Origin of the sequence: Eubacterium barkeri, from assembly GCF_900107125.1 — a bacterium.
Classification (GTDB): Bacteria; Bacillota; Clostridia; order Eubacteriales; family Eubacteriaceae; genus Eubacterium_O; species Eubacterium_O barkeri.
In genome coordinates this window covers 25,993-44,012 of sequence record NZ_FNOU01000013.1, presented here as the reverse complement: position 1 = coordinate 44,012, position 18,020 = coordinate 25,993, and the positions used below count along the sequence as shown (strand labels likewise).

Annotated in this window: 17 protein-coding genes, 2 riboswitches and 1 other annotated feature; of the genes, 4 read left to right on the top strand and 13 right to left on the bottom strand. The window is 46.6% G+C overall.

The window, feature by feature from the left end:
• Positions 1 to 190: 190 nt before the first annotated feature.
• The gene (gpmA, locus tag BLU30_RS08675) at positions 191 to 949 is read right to left on the bottom strand and encodes a 2,3-diphosphoglycerate-dependent phosphoglycerate mutase (RefSeq protein ID WP_090245528.1); all 759 of its coding nucleotides are present in this window, start codon (positions 947 to 949) and stop codon (positions 191 to 193) included.
• 133 nt (positions 950 to 1,082) lie between these two features.
• On the opposite strand from gpmA, the gene BLU30_RS08670 reads away from it, so the two are divergent.
• Both BLU30_RS08670 and BLU30_RS08665 read left to right on the top strand, forming a co-directional pair.
• Positions 1,083 to 1,799 carry a LytR/AlgR family response regulator transcription factor gene (locus BLU30_RS08670; RefSeq protein WP_090245526.1) on the top strand — a complete coding sequence of 239 codons (717 nt, stop codon included), beginning with the start codon at positions 1,083 to 1,085 and terminating at the stop codon, positions 1,797 to 1,799.
• Positions 1,800 to 1,846: 47 nt separating this feature from the next.
• Positions 1,847 to 1,976, top strand: a riboswitch (FMN riboswitch).
• Positions 1,977 to 2,102: 126 nt separating this feature from the next.
• The gene (locus BLU30_RS08665; protein WP_090245524.1) at positions 2,103 to 2,684 is read left to right on the top strand and encodes an ECF transporter S component; all 582 of its coding nucleotides are present in this window, start codon (positions 2,103 to 2,105) and stop codon (positions 2,682 to 2,684) included.
• A 50-nt stretch (positions 2,685 to 2,734) separates the two neighbouring features.
• Here BLU30_RS08665 and BLU30_RS08660 read toward each other — a convergent pair whose 3' ends face one another.
• The gene (locus BLU30_RS08660; RefSeq protein WP_090245522.1) at positions 2,735 to 4,183 is read right to left on the bottom strand and encodes an alanine/glycine:cation symporter family protein; all 1,449 of its coding nucleotides are present in this window, start codon (positions 4,181 to 4,183) and stop codon (positions 2,735 to 2,737) included.
• A 45-nt stretch (positions 4,184 to 4,228) separates the two neighbouring features.
• A riboswitch (glycine riboswitch) is annotated at positions 4,229 to 4,326 on the bottom strand.
• Positions 4,327 to 4,482: 156 nt separating this feature from the next.
• Here BLU30_RS08660 and rpsT point away from each other — a divergent pair.
• Positions 4,483 to 4,749, top strand: a complete 267-nt coding sequence (rpsT, locus tag BLU30_RS08655) for a 30S ribosomal protein S20 (RefSeq protein WP_090245519.1) — start codon at positions 4,483 to 4,485, stop codon at positions 4,747 to 4,749.
• Positions 4,750 to 5,026: 277 nt separating this feature from the next.
• Here the strand turns inward: rpsT and BLU30_RS08650 are convergent, their stop codons facing one another.
• The 5 genes from BLU30_RS08650 to epsC form a co-directional block, all read right to left on the bottom strand.
• Positions 5,027 to 5,464 carry an amino acid-binding protein gene (locus BLU30_RS08650; RefSeq protein ID WP_090245517.1) on the bottom strand — a complete coding sequence of 146 codons (438 nt, stop codon included), beginning with the start codon at positions 5,462 to 5,464 and terminating at the stop codon, positions 5,027 to 5,029.
• Positions 5,465 to 5,474: 10 nt separating this feature from the next.
• Entirely contained in the window at positions 5,475 to 6,773 is a 1,299-nt protein-coding gene (locus BLU30_RS08645; RefSeq protein WP_090245516.1) for a phenylacetate--CoA ligase family protein, read from the bottom strand.
• Positions 6,774 to 6,857: 84 nt separating this feature from the next.
• Positions 6,858 to 7,110 (bottom strand) — a binding site (T-box leader).
• Between the two features lie 70 nt (positions 7,111 to 7,180).
• On the bottom strand, positions 7,181 to 8,233 hold the full coding sequence (gene cobT, locus BLU30_RS08640; protein WP_090245513.1) for a nicotinate-nucleotide--dimethylbenzimidazole phosphoribosyltransferase: 1,053 nt from the start codon (positions 8,231 to 8,233) through the stop codon (positions 7,181 to 7,183).
• Positions 8,234 to 8,321: 88 nt separating this feature from the next.
• Positions 8,322 to 8,900, bottom strand: coding sequence for an HDIG domain-containing metalloprotein (locus tag BLU30_RS08635; RefSeq protein WP_090245511.1), 579 nt, complete (start codon positions 8,898 to 8,900; stop codon positions 8,322 to 8,324).
• A 33-nt stretch (positions 8,901 to 8,933) separates the two neighbouring features.
• Positions 8,934 to 9,872 carry a serine O-acetyltransferase EpsC gene (gene epsC / locus BLU30_RS08630; RefSeq protein ID WP_090245509.1) on the bottom strand — a complete coding sequence of 313 codons (939 nt, stop codon included), beginning with the start codon at positions 9,870 to 9,872 and terminating at the stop codon, positions 8,934 to 8,936.
• A 178-nt stretch (positions 9,873 to 10,050) separates the two neighbouring features.
• Here epsC and BLU30_RS08625 point away from each other — a divergent pair, with 178 nt between their 5' ends.
• Positions 10,051 to 12,096: a diguanylate cyclase domain-containing protein gene (locus BLU30_RS08625; protein WP_176770875.1), complete on the top strand. Its 2,046-nt coding sequence runs from the start codon at positions 10,051 to 10,053 to the stop codon at positions 12,094 to 12,096.
• A gap of 69 nt (positions 12,097 to 12,165) precedes the next feature.
• Here BLU30_RS08625 and BLU30_RS08620 read toward each other — a convergent pair whose 3' ends face one another.
• The 6 genes from BLU30_RS08620 to dapA form a co-directional block, all read right to left on the bottom strand.
• Positions 12,166 to 13,770, bottom strand: a complete 1,605-nt coding sequence (locus BLU30_RS08620) for a peptidoglycan binding domain-containing protein (protein ID WP_090245505.1) — start codon at positions 13,768 to 13,770, stop codon at positions 12,166 to 12,168.
• 138 nt (positions 13,771 to 13,908) lie between these two features.
• Positions 13,909 to 14,391, bottom strand: coding sequence for an ACT domain-containing protein (locus BLU30_RS08615; RefSeq protein ID WP_090245504.1), 483 nt, complete (start codon positions 14,389 to 14,391; stop codon positions 13,909 to 13,911).
• 9 nt (positions 14,392 to 14,400) lie between these two features.
• The gene (locus BLU30_RS08610) at positions 14,401 to 15,603 is read right to left on the bottom strand and encodes an aspartate kinase (protein WP_090245503.1); all 1,203 of its coding nucleotides are present in this window, start codon (positions 15,601 to 15,603) and stop codon (positions 14,401 to 14,403) included.
• 8 nt (positions 15,604 to 15,611) lie between these two features.
• A complete protein-coding gene (gene dapD / locus BLU30_RS08605) occupies positions 15,612 to 16,343 on the bottom strand; it encodes a 2,3,4,5-tetrahydropyridine-2,6-dicarboxylate N-acetyltransferase (protein ID WP_090245502.1) in 732 nt (243 codons plus the stop codon).
• A gap of 19 nt (positions 16,344 to 16,362) precedes the next feature.
• A complete protein-coding gene (gene dapB, locus BLU30_RS08600) occupies positions 16,363 to 17,112 on the bottom strand; it encodes a 4-hydroxy-tetrahydrodipicolinate reductase (RefSeq protein ID WP_090245500.1) in 750 nt (249 codons plus the stop codon).
• Positions 17,112 to 17,996 carry a 4-hydroxy-tetrahydrodipicolinate synthase gene (gene dapA / locus BLU30_RS08595; protein ID WP_090245498.1) on the bottom strand — a complete coding sequence of 295 codons (885 nt, stop codon included), beginning with the start codon at positions 17,994 to 17,996 and terminating at the stop codon, positions 17,112 to 17,114. The genes dapB and dapA overlap by 1 nt, the downstream gene beginning before the upstream one ends.
• Positions 17,997 to 18,020 lie beyond the last annotated feature (24 nt).

Below are 18,020 nucleotides of genomic sequence, written 5' to 3'. Positions count from 1 at the left end.
GGTACTGCCGGCGCATTAAAAAAGAACACTCGACAGTGTTCTTCTTAATTTCTATTTAACTGTCTTTTCCCGGACCGAAACCGTCATAACCAGTGAAGGCTCTCGAATTCGCACTCCACATGTTTTTTTATTGTCTCATAGATAGCACCCTTTGTCAATCTTTTAGAAAATTTATCTCTATCTTTTAAAATCAACCTTTATTTTGGGGGTCAACCTTCCCCTGGGCGGCTACCTGCTCCATCTTTGCTTTTAATGTCTTGGGATCTCCCAAATAGCCTTTCTTCAAAACCTCCCCATCCGCACTCAAATCGTAAACCAAGGGAATGCCTGTGGGGATATTCACCCCGACAATTTCTTCCGGACTCATTTTATCTAAATATTTAACCAGTGCCCGCAGCGAATTGCCATGGGCTACAATAATAATCCGCTCTCCATCCTGCATCCTGGGAAGGATCACATCGCAATAATAGGGAACGACCCGGGCGATGGTGTCCTCCAGGCTCTCCCCAAGGGGTAGATCAATACTTTGCACATTCCGGTATTGCTCCTGGATCCGAGGGCAGCGCACATCGTCAACATCCAGAAGCGGCGGCTTTACATCGTAGGAACGGCGCCAAATTTTAACTTGATCTTCCCCATAAATCTGGGCTGTTTCTGCTTTATTCAGACCCTGGAGGGCTCCGTAGTGACGTTCGTTAAGCTCCCAGGCCTTTTCTACCGGAAGCCATACCCGATCAAGCTCGGTCAGGATCCCATCCAGGGTATGGACCGCTCGTTTTAGGTATGAGGTATAGCAGCAATCAAAATCAAGGCCTTCATTTCTCAACAGCGCCCCCGCTTGGGTTGCCTCCTGCCATCCCTCTTCTGTCAAATCCACATCTGTCCATCCAGTAAAGAGATTTTCCTTATTCCAAATACTTTGCCCATGACGTACCAGCACCAACTTCATAGGATCACCCCACCTTCTTTGTTGTTTGTACTATTATACTCCTAAAACTTTAGTCTGGATTGATAAAGCTCTTCATCGAATGAAGGATTTTGTGGTAGAATAGATATCTAAAGCAAAATTAAAGGAGAGCGCTATGAATATTGTTATTTGTGATGATGATGCGAACATTATTGCAACGCTAAAATCCCGGATTCTTCCGCTGCTTGATACCCTTTACCCCAATCATCATTTATTAGATTTTTCATCAGGTAATGATCTCCTGGTTTGGTATACCCAAAACCAGGAAGATATCGATATTCTCTACATTGATATTGAAATGCCAGGCCATACCGGGCTGTCCGTCGTCAAAAAATTACGGCAGTCAGGTTCTTCCTGTATCGTCATCTTCGTATCCTCTTATGAAAGCTATGTTTTCTCAGCACTGGACTACAGCATTCTCCATTATCTGTTAAAACCCCTGGATCCTGAGAAAATCGATGCGGTTACTAAGCGAGCCCTGGATACTTATAAAGCCGATCATCAGGATATCGAAGTCATCAGCCAGGGAAAACATATACTCCTGTCGGTTTCTTCAATTATCTATGTGGAATCCAAACTGCGCAAGGTTTTTATTCACACAACGGCAGGCAGTTATCCTGTCAATATGAAAATCGGGCAGCTTGAAGAACAATTGTCGCCCTATTCTTTTGTACGAACCCATAAAAGTTACCTGGTCAATTTGGCGATGGTCATTGGTTATGAAGGCTGTACTTTTCTGCTGTCCCATGGTTATCATGCCGAAATTGGCCATGCCCGGCGTTCGGATATCATTGACAGTTACAATGCCTATCTCCGCAAAAAGCTCATTTAAGTATTGACAATTGGTTTAATCAGCCTTACAATATAGACAAATAAATATGTCTGTTTCAGGGCGGGGTGTAATTCCCCACTGGTAGTGATGCGTTTTTACGATAAGTCTACGAACCCCACGGGTTGATTCGGTGTGAATCCGAAACCAACGGTATAGTCCGGATGAAAGAAACCAGAATCATCAAGAAGAATCATCCCTGGAGCACCTGTGCCCCAGGGATTTTTTTACGCATAAGCTAGCAGAAGCGAAGCGGAACGAATGATATTTGACCTGAAAAATCAAACAGACACAAGGAGGTTCCTCATGAAAAGTAGTAACAAAACGCGTTTTTTGGTTCAGATGGCCGTATTAGCGGCTATGTCGGTGCTTTTAGTCTATCTGATCCATTTTCCAATTTTCCCGGCTGCCCCATTTTTAGAATATGATCCGGCCGATATCCCCATTCTCATCGGGACGTTCATGTTCGGTCCTGTCGGTGGACTGATCATTACCGCAGTGGCCTGTGTGCTCCAGGGTGTTACCGTTAGCTCTGCCAGCGGTATCATTGGTATCCTGATGCACTTCTTTGCCACCGGAAGCTTTGTACTGGTTGCAGGGAATATTTATAAACGGAATCGTACCCGTAAAGGTGCCGTTATTGCCCTGGTGGCCGGTGCCCTTACCATGACCGTCACCATGGTCCTCTGGAATATTGTAATGACCCCTATCTTTATGGGAACCCCCAGGGATGCTGTCCTGGCTATGATTCTCCCCGTCATTCTCCCCTTCAATCTCATTAAAGCCGGAGCCAATGCCGTCATCACTTTCTTCGTCTACAAATCTGTTTCCAAGGTTTTGGGGATGGAGATCCAGGAAAAATCAACGGTCGCTAAGACTGAAGCGTAAAATGTAAAAACCGCTCCCCAATAATGGGCAGCGGTTTTTTTAATCTCTATTTATAATTCTTCTTCAGCGTACACCATGTCCTTGGAATGGATCAGTGCACTGGCCGGATCTTCAAAATATTTCTTCGTCTCAGAAACTACCACACCGCTAAGGGCCATGAGGGCAATGAGGTTTGGAAGTGCCATAAGCGCGTTAAAAATATCAGCAATGGTCCAAACCGCCTGAACGGTCATAAATGGTCCGATAAAAATGGCCAAAATGTACAGCCACCGATAAACCTGAACGGCACTTTTCCGGCCGTTGGATAAGTATTCCAGGCACCGTTCACCATAATAATTCCACCCGAGAATCGTCGTAAAGGCAAAGAACACCAGACACAACATCAGTAAAAAGGCACTGATGGAAGGATTGAAGGGCAAGCCCTGCTGAAAGGCGTTGGTCGTAACGGCCACCCCCTCTAAACCAATATTCCAGGATTCTGTAAGGACAATGGCTAAGCCGGTCATGGTACAAATGATGATGGTATCGATGAAGGTCCCGGTCATGGAGACCAGACCCTGGCGTACAGTGGTTTTCGTCTGTGCTGCGGCCGCTGCAATGGGTGCGCTCCCCAGGCCAGCCTCATTGGAGAAAATCCCCCGGGCGATTCCCTTTTGCATGGCGACGATAATGGCTCCCATGGCACCACCAGTGACTGCCCGCAGTCCAAAGGCGCTTTGAATGATTTCTGCGAAAGCGGCAGGAATCTGTGAAAAATTAACGATGAGGATAACCAGACAACAGAGGATATAAGCCACTGCCATAAAGGGAACGATCACTTCTGAGACCCGGGCGATCCGCTTAATTCCGCCGATGACCACTAATCCCACACACAGGGTGAGGATAATACCAGTGATAACAACCGTCCATGAATAATCGGTGCCCAAAAGATTCACGGTCCATGCATTATTGGGATCGAAAAATCCATTGACCGCCGAAGCAATCCCATTGACCTGGGTAAAGGTTCCGATTCCCAAAAGCCCAACACCAGCGCCGAAGAAAGCAAAGATCTTTCCCATCCAACGCCATTTTGGCCCCATTCCCCGTTCAATGTAGTAGAAGGGTCCCCCCAGGACATGCCCGTTGTCATCGATGGTACGGTATTTAATGGCTAACACCCCTTCTGCATACTTGGTGGCCATACCGAAAAAGGCAGCCAACCACATCCAGAATAGGGCCCCAGGTCCACCAGCCACGATGGCTGTGGCCACACCGACGATGTTTCCCGTTCCAATGGTTGCGGAAAGGGCGGTGCACAAGGCGCCAAAACTACTGACTTCACCACTGCCTTCATCCTCATTTTTTATCATAAATTTTAATGCTTTGGGGAGATGTCGAATCTGTAATACCTTTAACCGGATGGTCAGGTAGATACCGACGGCAAGAATTAATACAATGAGTGGGACGCCCCAGACCAGGTCGTCGAACCACAATAGAAAATTGTTGATGATTTGAAACATTTTGTTCCTCCTTCTTAAAATAGAAGAGAGCCCAACAAACGCAAAATAAATTGCTCTGTCCGTTTGCCTGAGAGATAAGGCCCCATCTAAAATGGGGATTACACCTTCGGCGCTCATTTAAGAGACTCTCCAGAGTGGTGCTGTGCTTTGACACACAACGTTATAAATTTTAACATAAACTTAAGGTTAACACAAGGAAAGGTTTTTAAATTCCCCATTGAAATCTTTTTAAATTCAACTTGCACCTGCATCTTTCCTATGCTATACTTTTAATGTTATAAATAAATGAGGAGGTCATCATGGCTAATATTAAATCAGCGATGAAAAGAGCGAAAACCAATGAAAAGGCTCGCTTACGGAACAAAGCAGTACGCACCAACCTAAAAACCGCCGTCAAAAATTTTGATGCTGCAGTTGCAGGTGGAGACAAAGCTCAGGCAGAGGAATCCTATCGCCTGGCAGCAAAGAAACTGGATATGGCTGTTACCAAAAAAGTCATCCATAAGAACGCTGCATCCCGTAAGAAAAGCTCTTTGGCAAAAGCGCTCAACCAAATGTCCGTATAACTTCTCGTTTATTTCCCATACGAAAACCCGTGTCTCAAGGGTAGAGGCCACGCAATCATGCGTGGTCTTCTTTTTTGCGCGGAAGCTAACAGAAGTATGAAGATGAACATGATAAAGTCCGTTAAAAGCAAGCTTTTAAAAGGTCTTTGGCAGGTTCATCTTCACACGGCGCAGCCGCGAACGAGTGCAGCGAAGCGGAACGAGTGTATACTTCGCCCCCTTCACAAATAGCCAAAAAGCCCCCGCATTCAAGCGAAGGCTCTAATCTCTCGCCGCTTTATTTCAGCAGCAGCTCATCCTTATCCAGCAATACGACGTTCTCACTGGCCAGGAGCACGGTCCTTGCCCGGTCCACATCCCCATCATCCACTTTAAAGATAATAATGGCATTGGATGTATTTTGGGGTAAAAAGGAATAGGCATACGCCAGATTAATCTTTTCCTTCGTCAGGGTATCCACCAAACGACTGAGTCCACCGGGCTTATCCGGTACCTCTGCCGCCATCACCATGGAGACATTGGCCATAATCCCAGCCGCTTTAAGCCCCTCCAGAGCCTTATCTGTATCCTGTAAAATAAGGCGCAGAATTCCATAGTCCGCCGTTTCTGCAATGGTCAGGGACCGGATATTAATATCATTTTCTGCTAAAATATCCAAAACCTTTCCCAACTTTCCTTCCTGATTCTGGATAAATACTGATACTTGTCTAATCATCGTTCTCCTCCTAAATATTCCTTAAATCAACCACACGTTGGGCCTTCCCTTCACTTCGGGGCAGGCTCTTGGGTTCCACCAACATAATCTTTGCACTGATACCAATGATGGAATGAATACGTTCCTTCAAACGGCGTTCAATCCCCTCTAACTCACTGATGGTATTCAGGGAGAGGGAATCACTGAGTTCCACCTTGATTTCCAGAGTATCCAGGGTTCCTTCCCGACGCACAATTAATTGGTAATGGGGTTCAATTTCTCCAATATCCAGCATCGCACTTTCAATCTGACTTGGGAAAACATTAACCCCACGGATAATGAGCATATCATCACTTCGTCCGGTAATCCGGGCGATTCGACGGTGGGTACGGCCGCAGGCACAGGGCTCCGCAATGATATGGGTGATATCCCGGGTCCGATACCGTAGCAGAGGAATTCCCTCTTTCGTGATGGTCGTAATGACCAGCTCACCGGTTTCCCCATCGGGCAACACCTCCAGGGTTCGGGGATCAATGATTTCTGGGATGAAGTTATCTTCCCACATATGCAGGCCTTCTTGCTCCTGACATTCAATGGCTACCCCCGGACCGCAAATTTCAGACAACCCATAAATATCATGGGCCTTGATATTGAGTTTCTTTTCGATATCACGGCGCATATTTTCAGACCAGGGTTCTGCACCGAAAATACCGGCCCGTAAAGGCATTTTATCCGTATCCACACCGGCATCGGCCAGGGCTTCTCCCAGGAAGCTGGCGTAGGAAGGGGTGCAGGTTAGATGAGTCGTTCCAAAGTCCCGCATCAGCATCAGCTGCTTCTGGGTGTTCCCCCCAGACATTGGAATAATCGAAGCCCCTAAACGTTCTGCCCCGCCGTGAATACCAAGGCCTCCGGTGAAGAGACCATATCCATAGGAATTCTGTACCACCGAATTAGCATCCGCACCAGCACACACCAGCGAACGGGCTGCGCATTCTGACCACATGGCGAGATCGTTACGGGTATAGCCGACAACGGTTGGCTTCCCCGTCGTCCCGGAAGACGCGTGAATACGCACGATTTTAGATAGGGGCTCGGCAAAAAGCCCATAGGGATAATTATCCCTCAGGTCCGTCTTCTTTGTGAAAGGCAGCTGTTTCAAATCATCCAGACTCTGGACCACTCCTGGGTCAATTCCCATTTCCTGAAATTTTTCCCGATAAAAAGGAACCTGATGAAAGATACGGTTAACCATCTTCTTCAGACGATCCAGCTGTAGTTCTTCCAGTTGCTCCCTTGGCATACACTCATAGGTTTTATTCCAATACATTACAATCCTCCTGATTATTCAACAGATTTTAGGGTATCCTTATCCAAATGACCCTGTGTCAAAAAAACGAAAAGCCAGCCTATCCTAAAGGACGGGCTGGCCGCGGTACCACCTTCATTGATCTGTAAAAGATCCACTTTAATCAAAGCACTCCCAACGCATTGGTTCATGCTTTCTTTCCATTAACGGTGAAAGTTTCCGGTCCAAACTACTAACCTGCCGGTGTTCATAGGACGGCTCCTGAGGGAACTTCTTTCTTGCTTCCATTGCCGTATTTCACCATCACGGCTCTCTTTAAACTTTCACAAGAGATACTTTCCTCATTCACAGCTTTTTAATATTGTATACATTATAGTCTGAATGCTTTATCGCTGTCAAGTATTTTTTAAGGAAATGCTTTGGCTGATTTAAACAACCGCCATATCCACGTCATCATAGGTGGCCATTTCCCGGTTCATCGCGATGGCCGCGTCTATAAGGGGGAAGGCTAACGCTGCCCCACTGCCCTCTCCAAGGCGCATATTCATCAAGAGGAAAGGGGCGAATCCCAATAATTCTGATCCATAATTTGCCCCCTTTTCGTCCGATGCATGGGAGCAGATCAGATAATCCTTGACTTCTGGTTTCAGGGTGATGGCAATGGCAGCGGCCGCCGTGGATATGTATCCATCAACCACCACGGGGACATGGGCTGCGGCACCAGCTAGCATGGCACCGGCCATGGCGGCAATTTCCAATCCCCCAACCTTGGACAAAATATCCAGGGCATCGGTTTTATCCGGCTGATTAAGGGCAATGGCATCCCGAATGGCCTGGACCTTATTATCCATCATTTCCTCTGCCAGATTTGCACCAACGCCAGTAATTTCCAGGGGATCCACCTCCCCTAAAACGGCGAAAATCGCGGTGCTCGGGGTAGTGTTCCCAATCCCCATTTCTCCGGTTCCGATGACTTTATAGCCCTTTTCAATGGCTTCATTGGCGGTTTCAATACCTACCTCCAGAGCGGCCACTGCTTCGTCACGGCTCATGGCCGGACCTTTACGCATATTATCCGTACACCGCTTAACATTTTTATCCACAGCTTGACAGTCCTGGGGTAGCGGATTTTTCATCCCCACGTCATAGACAAAGACATCGGCACCAGCCGCTCTGGCCAGTACCCCCACACCCGTTCGGTATTCAGCGATCATGGGTGTCATAATATCCGTAAACACCTGGGGCGCTGCCGAAACGCCTTCATCACAGATTCCATGGTCCCCGGCATAGGTCAGCACACATTTTCTAGACACATCCGGAATAACTTCTCCCGTAATGGCTGATATTTGCTCAGCAATATCTTCAAGTACCCCTAAGCTCCCAACGGGCTTCAGGAGTACATCGATACGATCACGGGAAGCCTTTCGGGCTTCTTCATTAATCCCTGTTATTTTTTCCAGGGTTTCCTTTAACAAACACATAATACTCTCCTCCTACAATCCTTTTCTCATTCTATTGTAATGCAGATCTCCCCCGTTCTCAAGGGAATATTTTGCAGTTTTACCTGCCTTATTCCTCCGTGGGTTCCCCCTCTAATCCAATTTCCTTGGCCACGGACTGCATCCCTAATATAACCTCTGCAATGACATCGCCCAGGTCTATCCCAAGATTTTCACAGCCCTTTAGCACCACATCACGGTTCACTCCTGCCGCAAAGCCTTTGCTTTTAAATTTCTTTTTCACCGATTTTACTCCCAGATCCATGACGCTTTTAGATGGCCGCATAATCGCTGTAGCATTGACCAATCCCGTCAATTCATCTACCGTGTAGAGTATTTTCTCCATTTGACTTTGGGGTTCGATATCGCAGCACAGGCCATAGCCATGGCTTGCAATGGCCCGAATGATTTGGGGATCAACGCCACGGGCTCTTAGAATCTCCTGAACCTTGATGCAATGCTCCTCTGGATATTTTTCGTAATCCAAATCGTGGAGTAGCCCAACAATTCCCCACAATGCCTCATCTTCTCCATATTTTTTCGCATAGTGGCGCATCACACCTTCTACTGCCAAGGCGTGCTTAATGAGCGCATCACTTTCATTATATTCCTCCAATAATTCTATGGCCTCTTGTCGTGTTAGCTCCATCAATTCTTCCTCCTTTTCGTTTCCTCTAAGCAATCATCCCTTGGCCCATTCAAAATCCTCTGTAATCTCTACCATTTGTCCCCCTTCACATTGTAAGTCCGGATTCTTGACGCTAATTTTTGAACAGGGTGGAATGCTTCTTGTGATAAAGGCGTTTCCGCCAATAATGGAGTCGTGGCCGATGACGGTTTCTCCCCCCAGGATGGACGCATTGGAATAAATGGTGACATTATCCTCAATGGTGGGGTGGCGCTTATTTCCCCGGAGGCTCTGTCCCCCCCGGGTCGAAAGGGCACCCAGGGTAACCCCCTGGTAAAGCTTGACATTGTCTCCGATTTCCGTTGTTTCTCCAATGACAATTCCCGTCCCGTGATCCATAAAAAAGTGCTTGCCAATGTCGGCCCCGGGATTAATATCAATCCCGGTCCGGCTATGGGCATACTCAGTCATCACCCGGGGCATTAGTGGAACCCCTAAAAGGACAAGCTCGTGGGCCACCCGATAAACCATCATGGCAAACACCCCAGGGTAAGAGATAACGATTTGATCTAAATCTGCGGCGGCAGGATCTCCATCGTAAGCTGCCTGGACATCCATGGTAATATACTCTCTGACCTGGGGCAAGCGCTCCATAAAACGGCAGCTGATGTCCGAGGCCTGTTCCTCCATCTTCTTTTTATCGTAAGGCCCATTCTCCTGGCGAATCAGCGCTAAATAGATTTGGCGATTCAAGCGCTCCTCGATACACATCATTAAATCACCAATATAGTACTGGATTGTACAATTATACAATTGTCGTTCACCAAAGTGTCGAGGGTAAAATAATTCCCGCAGCTCATTGATGATCGTGATGATTTCTTTTCGGCTGGGTAATTCTGCCGATGAATAGGAGATATAGGCTTCATCCCCATGATAGCTCTGAACCATTTCAGAGGTTAGTTGGGTGATCCTTTGATTAAATGCTCTACTCAAGACTTTCCTCGCTTTCTTTTCACAAGACATTGTTCATATTTTACCTTTATCCTAAAGAAGCGTCAACCGGAACCCGCCTATTGGATGATAATTTATAGTTTTATTAATTTCCCATTGATTTTAAGGCAGCAAACGATTAGAATAAAGGTATTATATTAATAGTATGGAGGCGTTTAAAATGGAAAAGAAATGGTCAGCATTGATCGGGAAAGCAGGTTACAACGATTTCCAATCCCCATTTCTCCGTGAAATTTTAAACACCCTTCCCATCGCTCTTTTCATTGCAGACTTAGATCAGCGTGTTTTATTTATTAACCAAACCCTTCTTTCTAAAATTCCACCAGGTGATTACATTGGTTACCCCTGCAAAAAACTCTATGGTGAAAACTGCGATACCATGCTTTGCGCCTATCAACAGCTCCAGAAGGGCCACCACACCTGTTTATTCAATTTGAAGGGAAAAACATGGAAGGTTCAATCGACCTATTTGTACGATTGTCATCATGAGCCTTGGGGGTATTGTGAGATTATTACCGATCCAAATGAAAATGATACGGCCGGACACATTCTAAAGTCCATCGTTAATGGGGCCCCGGGAGGTGTTTTTCGCATCTGTTACGACGATGCTTTCACGATCCTTTATGCCAATGCCACCTTTTCTCATCGCCACCACATCAATCCTGAGGATTCTGATTTTTTAAATCTTACTTCCCACTTATATCCCCAGGATTTCAAGTATCTGCATTCAGAAATTTCTAAGGCTATCCAAAGAAAGGATCTCACCATTACCTTTGAGGCCCAAGTTCAATGCACGGATGGCCTGGTTCATTGGTTTAATTATAGCTGTGGTATCGATTATTCTAATCATTTTCCCATTATCAGTGGCTTCGAAATCGATATTACCGCCCAAAAGGATTTAGAATCTAAATTAAGACTCAGTGAAAAGCAGCTGAAAATTGCATTTGCACAAACCAATGATACCATTTGGAATTATGATATTCATACCCACACCATTAAGCAGTCCCGCTTTTCGATGCGCCAATTCGGAGGCCCCGAAATCATGCGCAATGTTCCTGAAGGGCAAATCGATTCTGGCTTTGTCCATCCCGATTCTGCTGAAACCTACCGGCAATTACACCAAAAAATAATTTCCGGCAATCGAAAAAGCGAAGCAACCGTCCGCCTGCGTCATCAGGATGGCAACTATGAATGGGAACGGATCAAATACCGGGTTATTAAGGATCACAGCGGAAACCCCATTAAAGCGATTGGTATCAGTAAGAATATTTCCGCTGAAATGCATGCAAAATCCCAGGCTCAACTGGATGCTTTAACCCAGCTTTACAACCGTTCTTTTTTTGAAGAACGGGTGACGGGTTATCTGTATGACCATCCAGACGTACAAAGACATAGCCAAGGGGCACTTTTAATGATTGATCTGGACGACTTCAAATCAGTCAATGACTCCTATGGCCACGCCTTTGGCGATGAGGTATTACGGGTGATTTCACAGCGGCTTCGTTCATGCTTTCGATACAATGACCTTATCGCCCGGATGGGTGGTGATGAATTCTCTATTTTCCTTCCTGACCTGCCATCCGAGGACTTTGCCCATAAAAAGGCTCTGGAAGTGTGCAAAACCCTTCAGATGCCTCTGTATGACGTTACGCCTCACGATCGGGAGTACCAACCATCCTGCTCTTTAGGAATTGCGTTCTTCCCTGAACATGGTACTTTGTTTTCAGATCTTTACCAAAATGCGGATGTGGCCCAGTACAATGCAAAGCGCACCGGAAAAAACAAATACGCGATCTATGGCTTGGCGATGAATGCAGAATCATCTTCATCGGCCAATTGGATGAATAAAGAATGGCTTATGGATGAGCTGGACGAATTGGTTTATATCAGTAATATTTCTAATTACGATTTAATTTATCTCAATCGTGCCGGACGGAAGCTGACGGGCATTGGGGATGTGGATTATACTGGAAAAAAATGCTATGAAATTATGCGTGGACGTAAAAGCCCTTGTCCGCATTGTAATAACCATCAACTCAATCCTGAAAAATTCATCTCCTGGCGTAATTTTAATCCCCATCTCGGTAAAAGCTTTATCATGAAGGCCAAGCTGGTCCCCTGGGATGGGGTTCTGAGCCGAATGGAGTATGCCCTGGATACCGATATCGATCCAGAGATTTCCAAGCAAATGGAAAAGCATCGGTAAATATCAAAAGGCAATCCCGCTGAGCGTTACACCTCAGCCGATTGCCTTTTATTTTATCCTTATACTCGGTTAATAAACAACCACGGGCGTTCCTTCCGATACATTATTAAAAATCGTTGCCGTTGCACTATAGGGCGTATTCACACAGCCATGGGAACCCCCACTTAAGTAAATGTCCCCGCCATAGCTACTCCGCCAGCCATCTGCATCATGGATCCCATTACCCCGGCTGGTATCAAAGGGCATCCAGAAGTTAACGGGAGACGCGTATCCATCCCCCTTCAGCACAGTATCCGTGGCTTTATAAACGATGGCGTACACCCCTGAGGGCGTGCCATACCCAGCGGAAACCGAACCGGTAACCACCGGTGTGCTCACAACCAGCTGACCATTGACATAAAGCCACATCGTCTGGCCGCCTAAGCTAATTTCCACATAGGTATTCCCAATATCATTATTCGCATCCCGGGATAAGGCCGTTGAGGAGTACACGGGCTCCCGTGTTACTGGCTGCCCAGCCTCAATAATCGGAATTAATGCTTCTAATTCTGCTGCTTCATCAATGCACCAACCATAGCTTCCGCCGCTGACGGTGATACGGGAGCCACCACTTGTGGTAAAGCCGTGGGAGCCACCAATGGTATCGTATTTTTCACCTAAAGTTGCGAGATAAGCTTTGGCCTTTTCCTGATCAATGGTGACATTCATATTCTCATCAACCGACAGCCATGATCCGATGGTTGCACTATCTAATATTTCATTTTGATTACCGAAGGTATAGGTCACCACAGATTTTAAGTATTTTTCCATGGTTGTTTTCGCCTTTTGAACCTCCGCAGATTCCGTCGTATATTTGGGGGTGGTATAACATCCCGCAGACTCTAAATCCAGGGTTGTTCTCCCACTGCCAATGGCTTTTTGCACCGCTTCCGTAAATTTAGCCCGGTCTAATTGATTGCCGGCTACTTCCTGTTTAATGGTAATGGTTCCATTTTCATAAACCGGTTGGGCGTTGGCTGCTGCAACAATATCTGTACTCGAAATCCCTTTAAGCTGATCAATCACAGCATTCAGCTGCGCTTTGTCATAGGTATAAGCCTCCTGCATATTGGCGTCCGGTCCTTTAAAAAAGGCCATTGGCCAGGCCCAGGCATTTTGGGATGCCAGCTGTTCCTCAATATGACTAGCGTCACTGTATTTTAGACTGATCGCCGTAGACGTAATGGTTTCAGTCTTCCCTCCCCGTTCCTGGAGGGTGAGAGTATAATCCGACGCATTCCCCTTAATCATCGCCTCTACCTCTGTGGCGGTTTTATTGGAGGCGTCCAGGCCATTCATGTTGGTATTGGCAAAAAAGTGGCTACTATAAAAATAAACACCGCCGCCATAGGCTATAAGAAGAACGGCTACTACTGCCCCCAGAATAATCCACAGTTTTTTCTTTGTGCCTTTGGTCACTGCCTGGGGCGTCGGTTTCTCTTGTGCGGTTATTTCTTCCCCGGAAGGTTCCTGATCCTCCTCGTGATCTTCGTAATCCAAATTGAGGGTTGCACCAAAATCCTCGGACTCTGGCCCATTTTCTTCTTCCTCTGCCATCGCCTCATTGATCTCCGTCAATTCTTCATTTTCTTTATTGCTTAATTCATTCTGTATATCTTTTTTTTCTTCCATCATTTTTTCCTTTTTGTCGTATCTTTTGCTATTCTATCATTAATGAAAGAAAAGGTAAATATAAAATATCGCTTCCCCATAAAAAACCATCCATTTTACATTGATCTGCAAAATGGATGGTTTCTTTTTATTATTTATTATTTAAAGTTCAAAGACAGTGCGTACGGCATTGGCTGCTTTCCGGGCATCCTCATTCTTTACCACACAGGCAATACTGATTTCTGAGGTGGTAATCATTAAAACACGGACATCATTGTCTGCAAAAACCTGAAGGAATTTAGCCGCTACACCAGATTGTGTCCGCATACCGATACCGTGGAGGGAGAGTCTTGTGATATCCTGATTAATACTAATCTGAATCTCCGGGTATTCCTCCCCCAGGGTATTGGCGATATCCCTTACCTTATGGAGCTCCTTTTCCAAAACGATGAGGGATACATCGAAGGCATTATTCACTGGGGCAGTCCTGGAAATAACGTCGACATTGACATCTGCCTCTGCCAATTCTTTAAGGAGACGGGTCATAATAAAATTATTGAAGGGAACCCGTTTAAGGGAAATCATCAGATTCTCGCAATCGATGGACAAACCGTCCACACTGTGGCTTTCCATAATCGTATTCATATCGCCCTCCTATAAGTCGAATGCTTCCGCTGTTGCCTGGACCGCACGTTTTTCAGCAGAGACGGGAATCATACAAGATATTCGGATTTCCGAAGTTGTAATCATTAAAATGGGAAAATCCAAATCCGACAAGACCTTAAAGAATTTAGCCGCTACACCGCACTCACTGCGCATACCGATGCCAACGACAGATAACTTCGTGACATCCTGATCCACCGCAATTTCCACCTGGGGGTAGGTTTCTTTAAACGTATCGAGAATCCGACTCATCTCCGGCAAATCCTCCACCGGTGCGGAGAAGGAGATATTAATGGCCCCGGAAACCGGTGAGGTCTGGCTGATCATGTCGATATTGATACTCTCTTTGGCTAAGGTCGAAAAGAACTGGGCCGTCACATTCATATCAAAGGGAACATTTTTAAGGGAAACCATTAACTCATCGTGATCGATGGCCATCCCAGTAATTTCTTTTGTAAATTCACCCTTCCCGCGATGAATAAGGGTTCCTGGAACTTCATTGATGCTGGAAGCCACATAAATATTGGCATCGTATTTACTGCCAAGCTCAATGGCTCGGGTATGCATGACCCCAGCACCTAAACTGGCCATTTCCAACATTTCATCAAAGCTGACAAAATCCAGCTTTTTCGCATTGGGGACAATGCGGGGATCGACACCGTATATGCCATCAACATCGGTGTAAATTTCACATGGGCACTCTAATACGCAGGATAGAGCCACTGCGCTGGTGTCCGAGCCTCCCCGGCCAAGGGTGGTAATATCATCATTTTCATTCACGCCCTGGAATCCTGCGACAATGACGATTTTTCCTTCATCTAAGGCTTCATCAATCTTCGTCCGATCGATATCCATAATCCGGGATTTCCCATGATGTCCCATGGTGCGCACCCCAATCTGGGGGCCCGTAAAGGAAATGGCATCGTATCCCATTTCGTCAAGGGCCATGGACAACATGGAGATCGACACCTGCTCCCCTGTGGCCAAGAGCATATCCAGCTCACGCTTTGGCGGATGCTCATTGATTTCGTAGGCCATCTTCACCAGCTCATCGGTTTTCTTTCCCATGGCAGAGACAACCACGACCATCCGGTTGCCCTTTTCTTTTTTTGCAATGACACGACGGGCGACGTTTTGAATTCGCTCAATAGACCCCATGGACGTTCCGCCGTATTTTTGAACAATCGTACCCATACCTTTTATTATCCCCTTAAATCATCCAGAAGCTCTGTTTTGCCCTCTGTTTTTTCATCTTTCTCTTTCATAACCTTGGCCGGGCTCCCTGCTACAACCACTCCGGCCGGCACATCCTGAGTCACCACAGCCCCTGCTGCAACCACCGCGTTTTCACCAATCTGAACGCCTTCCAAAATAACGGCATTGGCACCAATGACAACACCGTCACCCACCGCTACCGGCTCCTTGGAGGGAGGCTCTAACACTCCTGCCAATACGGCACCAGCTCCAACGTGACAGTTCCTGCCAACCTTGGCCCGGGCCCCCAGGACTGCATTCATATCAATCATGGAGCCATCTCCAATTTCTGCGCCAATGTTAATGACTGCCCCCATCATGACGACGGCATTCTTTCCAATATGGACACCCTCCCGAATAAAGGCACCGGGCTCAATCCGAGCATCGACCTCTGTTAAATCCAACAGGGGGATGGCCGAATTACGACGATCATACTCAACTTTACAGAAAGAAATCGACGCTGCCTTTTCTTCAATTAATGTGCCGATTTCTGCCGCTTCACCTAAAATGATGCACGCCGAGGGATCCCCAAAATAGTTCATCCCTTCTAAATCCTTCCGACGTAAATATCCCTTGATAAAAGCCTTTACCGGTGTGGTTTTTTCCACAGCCTTAATATACTTCGCAATCTCATAGGGATTTTTTAAATCAAATTGTTCTTTTAATGCTTCGTTGGTCATCTTTCCTCCACTATTTCGTCTAAGCCAGAACATCATCCATCGCATAAAGTCCCGGGGTTTTGCCCACTAAAAATTTAGCGGCCTCCACTGCACCATTGGCAAATACTTTTTTGGATAAAGCCGTGTGCTTGAATTCAATTATTTCATCGTTGCCGGCAAAGATCACCGTATGCTCCCCAGGGATGGTCCCACCACGAATAGCATGGATTCCCATTTCACCGGGCTGTCGTTTGCAGTCAAGCCCCTGGCGGCCATAGGTATATTCCTTTTTTTCCTGAAGTCCGGCATTCACTGCATCGGCCAGCAGCAGCGCCGTCCCACTAGGGGCATCCACCTTTTTATTATGGTGCTTTTCAATAATTTCAATATCGAAGCCAGACTCCAGGGTGCCAGCAAGTTCCTTTAATGCCCGGGCGAGGACATTGATGCCCAGGGACATATTGGCGGTTTTAAAGACCGGGAGCGTCGCTGCCCCTTCTTTAATTTGTACCATATCTTCTTCCGAAAGGCCCGTCGTCGCCAGGACGATGGGGGTCTTTGTCCTTACTGCATACCCAAAGATTTTAGGAAAGGCTGAAAAATGGGAAAAATCAATGATGACATCCGCTGGAACGTCACAGTCCTCTAAATCCGTAAAAACCGGGAAATCTGCCTCGACGGCATCCCGATCATAGCCACATACAACGGTACATTCCGGATCCTTGTCAATAATCTGGGCGAGGACATGGCCCATGGCGCCACCGGCTCCTGATAACATCATCCGAATCATCAGAGCAGTCCTCCGTATTCCTTAAGGGCCAGGATTAAACGTTCTTTATTATCTTCATCCATTTCCACTAAGGGTAACCGCATTTCACCCGTATCTCTGCCTAAAATACCCATGGCTGTTTTTACGGGAATAGGGTTGGTTTCATAGAACATGGCCCGGTTGAGAATATTGGTGTGGAACTGCAGCTGACGGGCTTTTTCCACATCCCCCTCGAGGTATGCCATCACTAAATCATGCATCGCCTTTGGTAGGATATTCGCAGTGACGGAAATCACACCCTTTCCACCTAAGGACAAAATCGGCAAAACCTGATCATCATTGCCACTGTATACCGTGAAATCCGGCCCACAGGTTTCGATGATTTCTGATATTTGGCTGATATTCCCGCTGGCTTCCTTCACACCGACCACGTTATTCACCTGGCTGAGTTTTTTAAAGGTATCCACAGTGATATTGGCCCCGGTCCGACTGGGTACATTATAGACGATGACGGGTAAATCCACGGTTTCAGCAATGGCCTTAATGTGGACATAAATCCCCTTTTGAGTGGACTTATTGTAATAAGGATTAATGACCAATGCGGCATCGGCATGGTTCTTCTTGGCATGCTCGGTGAGCATGATGGAATAGGCTGTATCATTACTGCCAGTTCCTGCAATATAGGGTACCCGGCCGGCAATTTGCTCACCAGCCACCTGAAGCAGATCCAAATGCTCCTGATCCGTTAAGGTCGAGGTTTCACCCGTTGTCCCTGCGATGAGCAAGGCATCGGTTCCCTGGTCAATATGCCAATCGATGAGCTCCCGGAAGCGATCCCAATCCACAGCGCCATCTCGAAAAGGAGTGACGAGGGCAACACAGCTCCCTGTAAATATACGTGACATGATTATTCTCCTTTGTATCCTACT

Coding starts and splice junctions, on each gene's coding strand:
- BLU30_RS08645 (WP_090245516.1), bottom strand. CDS start 6,773: ATGTATTGGAATAAAACCTATGAGTGTATGCCAAGGGAGCAACTGGAA.
- BLU30_RS08620 (WP_090245505.1), bottom strand. CDS start 13,770: ATGATGGAAGAAAAAAAAGATATACAGAATGAATTAAGCAATAAAGAA.
- BLU30_RS08610 (WP_090245503.1), bottom strand. CDS start 15,603: ATGGGTACGATTGTTCAAAAATACGGCGGAACGTCCATGGGGTCTATT.
- BLU30_RS08635 (WP_090245511.1), bottom strand. CDS start 8,900: ATGGAGCTAACACGACAAGAGGCCATAGAATTATTGGAGGAATATAAT.
- BLU30_RS08670 (WP_090245526.1), top strand. CDS start 1,083: ATGAATATTGTTATTTGTGATGATGATGCGAACATTATTGCAACGCTA.
- dapA (WP_090245498.1), bottom strand. CDS start 17,996: ATGTCACGTATATTTACAGGGAGCTGTGTTGCCCTCGTCACTCCTTTT.
- BLU30_RS08650 (WP_090245517.1), bottom strand. CDS start 5,464: ATGATTAGACAAGTATCAGTATTTATCCAGAATCAGGAAGGAAAGTTG.
- BLU30_RS08660 (WP_090245522.1), bottom strand. CDS start 4,183: ATGTTTCAAATCATCAACAATTTTCTATTGTGGTTCGACGACCTGGTC.
- dapB (WP_090245500.1), bottom strand. CDS start 17,112: ATGATTCGGATGATGTTATCAGGAGCCGGTGGCGCCATGGGCCATGTC.
- rpsT (WP_090245519.1), top strand. CDS start 4,483: ATGGCTAATATTAAATCAGCGATGAAAAGAGCGAAAACCAATGAAAAG.
- BLU30_RS08625 (WP_176770875.1), top strand. CDS start 10,051: ATGGAAAAGAAATGGTCAGCATTGATCGGGAAAGCAGGTTACAACGAT.
- BLU30_RS08615 (WP_090245504.1), bottom strand. CDS start 14,391: ATGAATACGATTATGGAAAGCCACAGTGTGGACGGTTTGTCCATCGAT.
- dapD (WP_090245502.1), bottom strand. CDS start 16,343: ATGACCAACGAAGCATTAAAAGAACAATTTGATTTAAAAAATCCCTAT.
- gpmA (WP_090245528.1), bottom strand. CDS start 949: ATGAAGTTGGTGCTGGTACGTCATGGGCAAAGTATTTGGAATAAGGAA.
- BLU30_RS08665 (WP_090245524.1), top strand. CDS start 2,103: ATGAAAAGTAGTAACAAAACGCGTTTTTTGGTTCAGATGGCCGTATTA.
- cobT (WP_090245513.1), bottom strand. CDS start 8,233: ATGTGTTTGTTAAAGGAAACCCTGGAAAAAATAACAGGGATTAATGAA.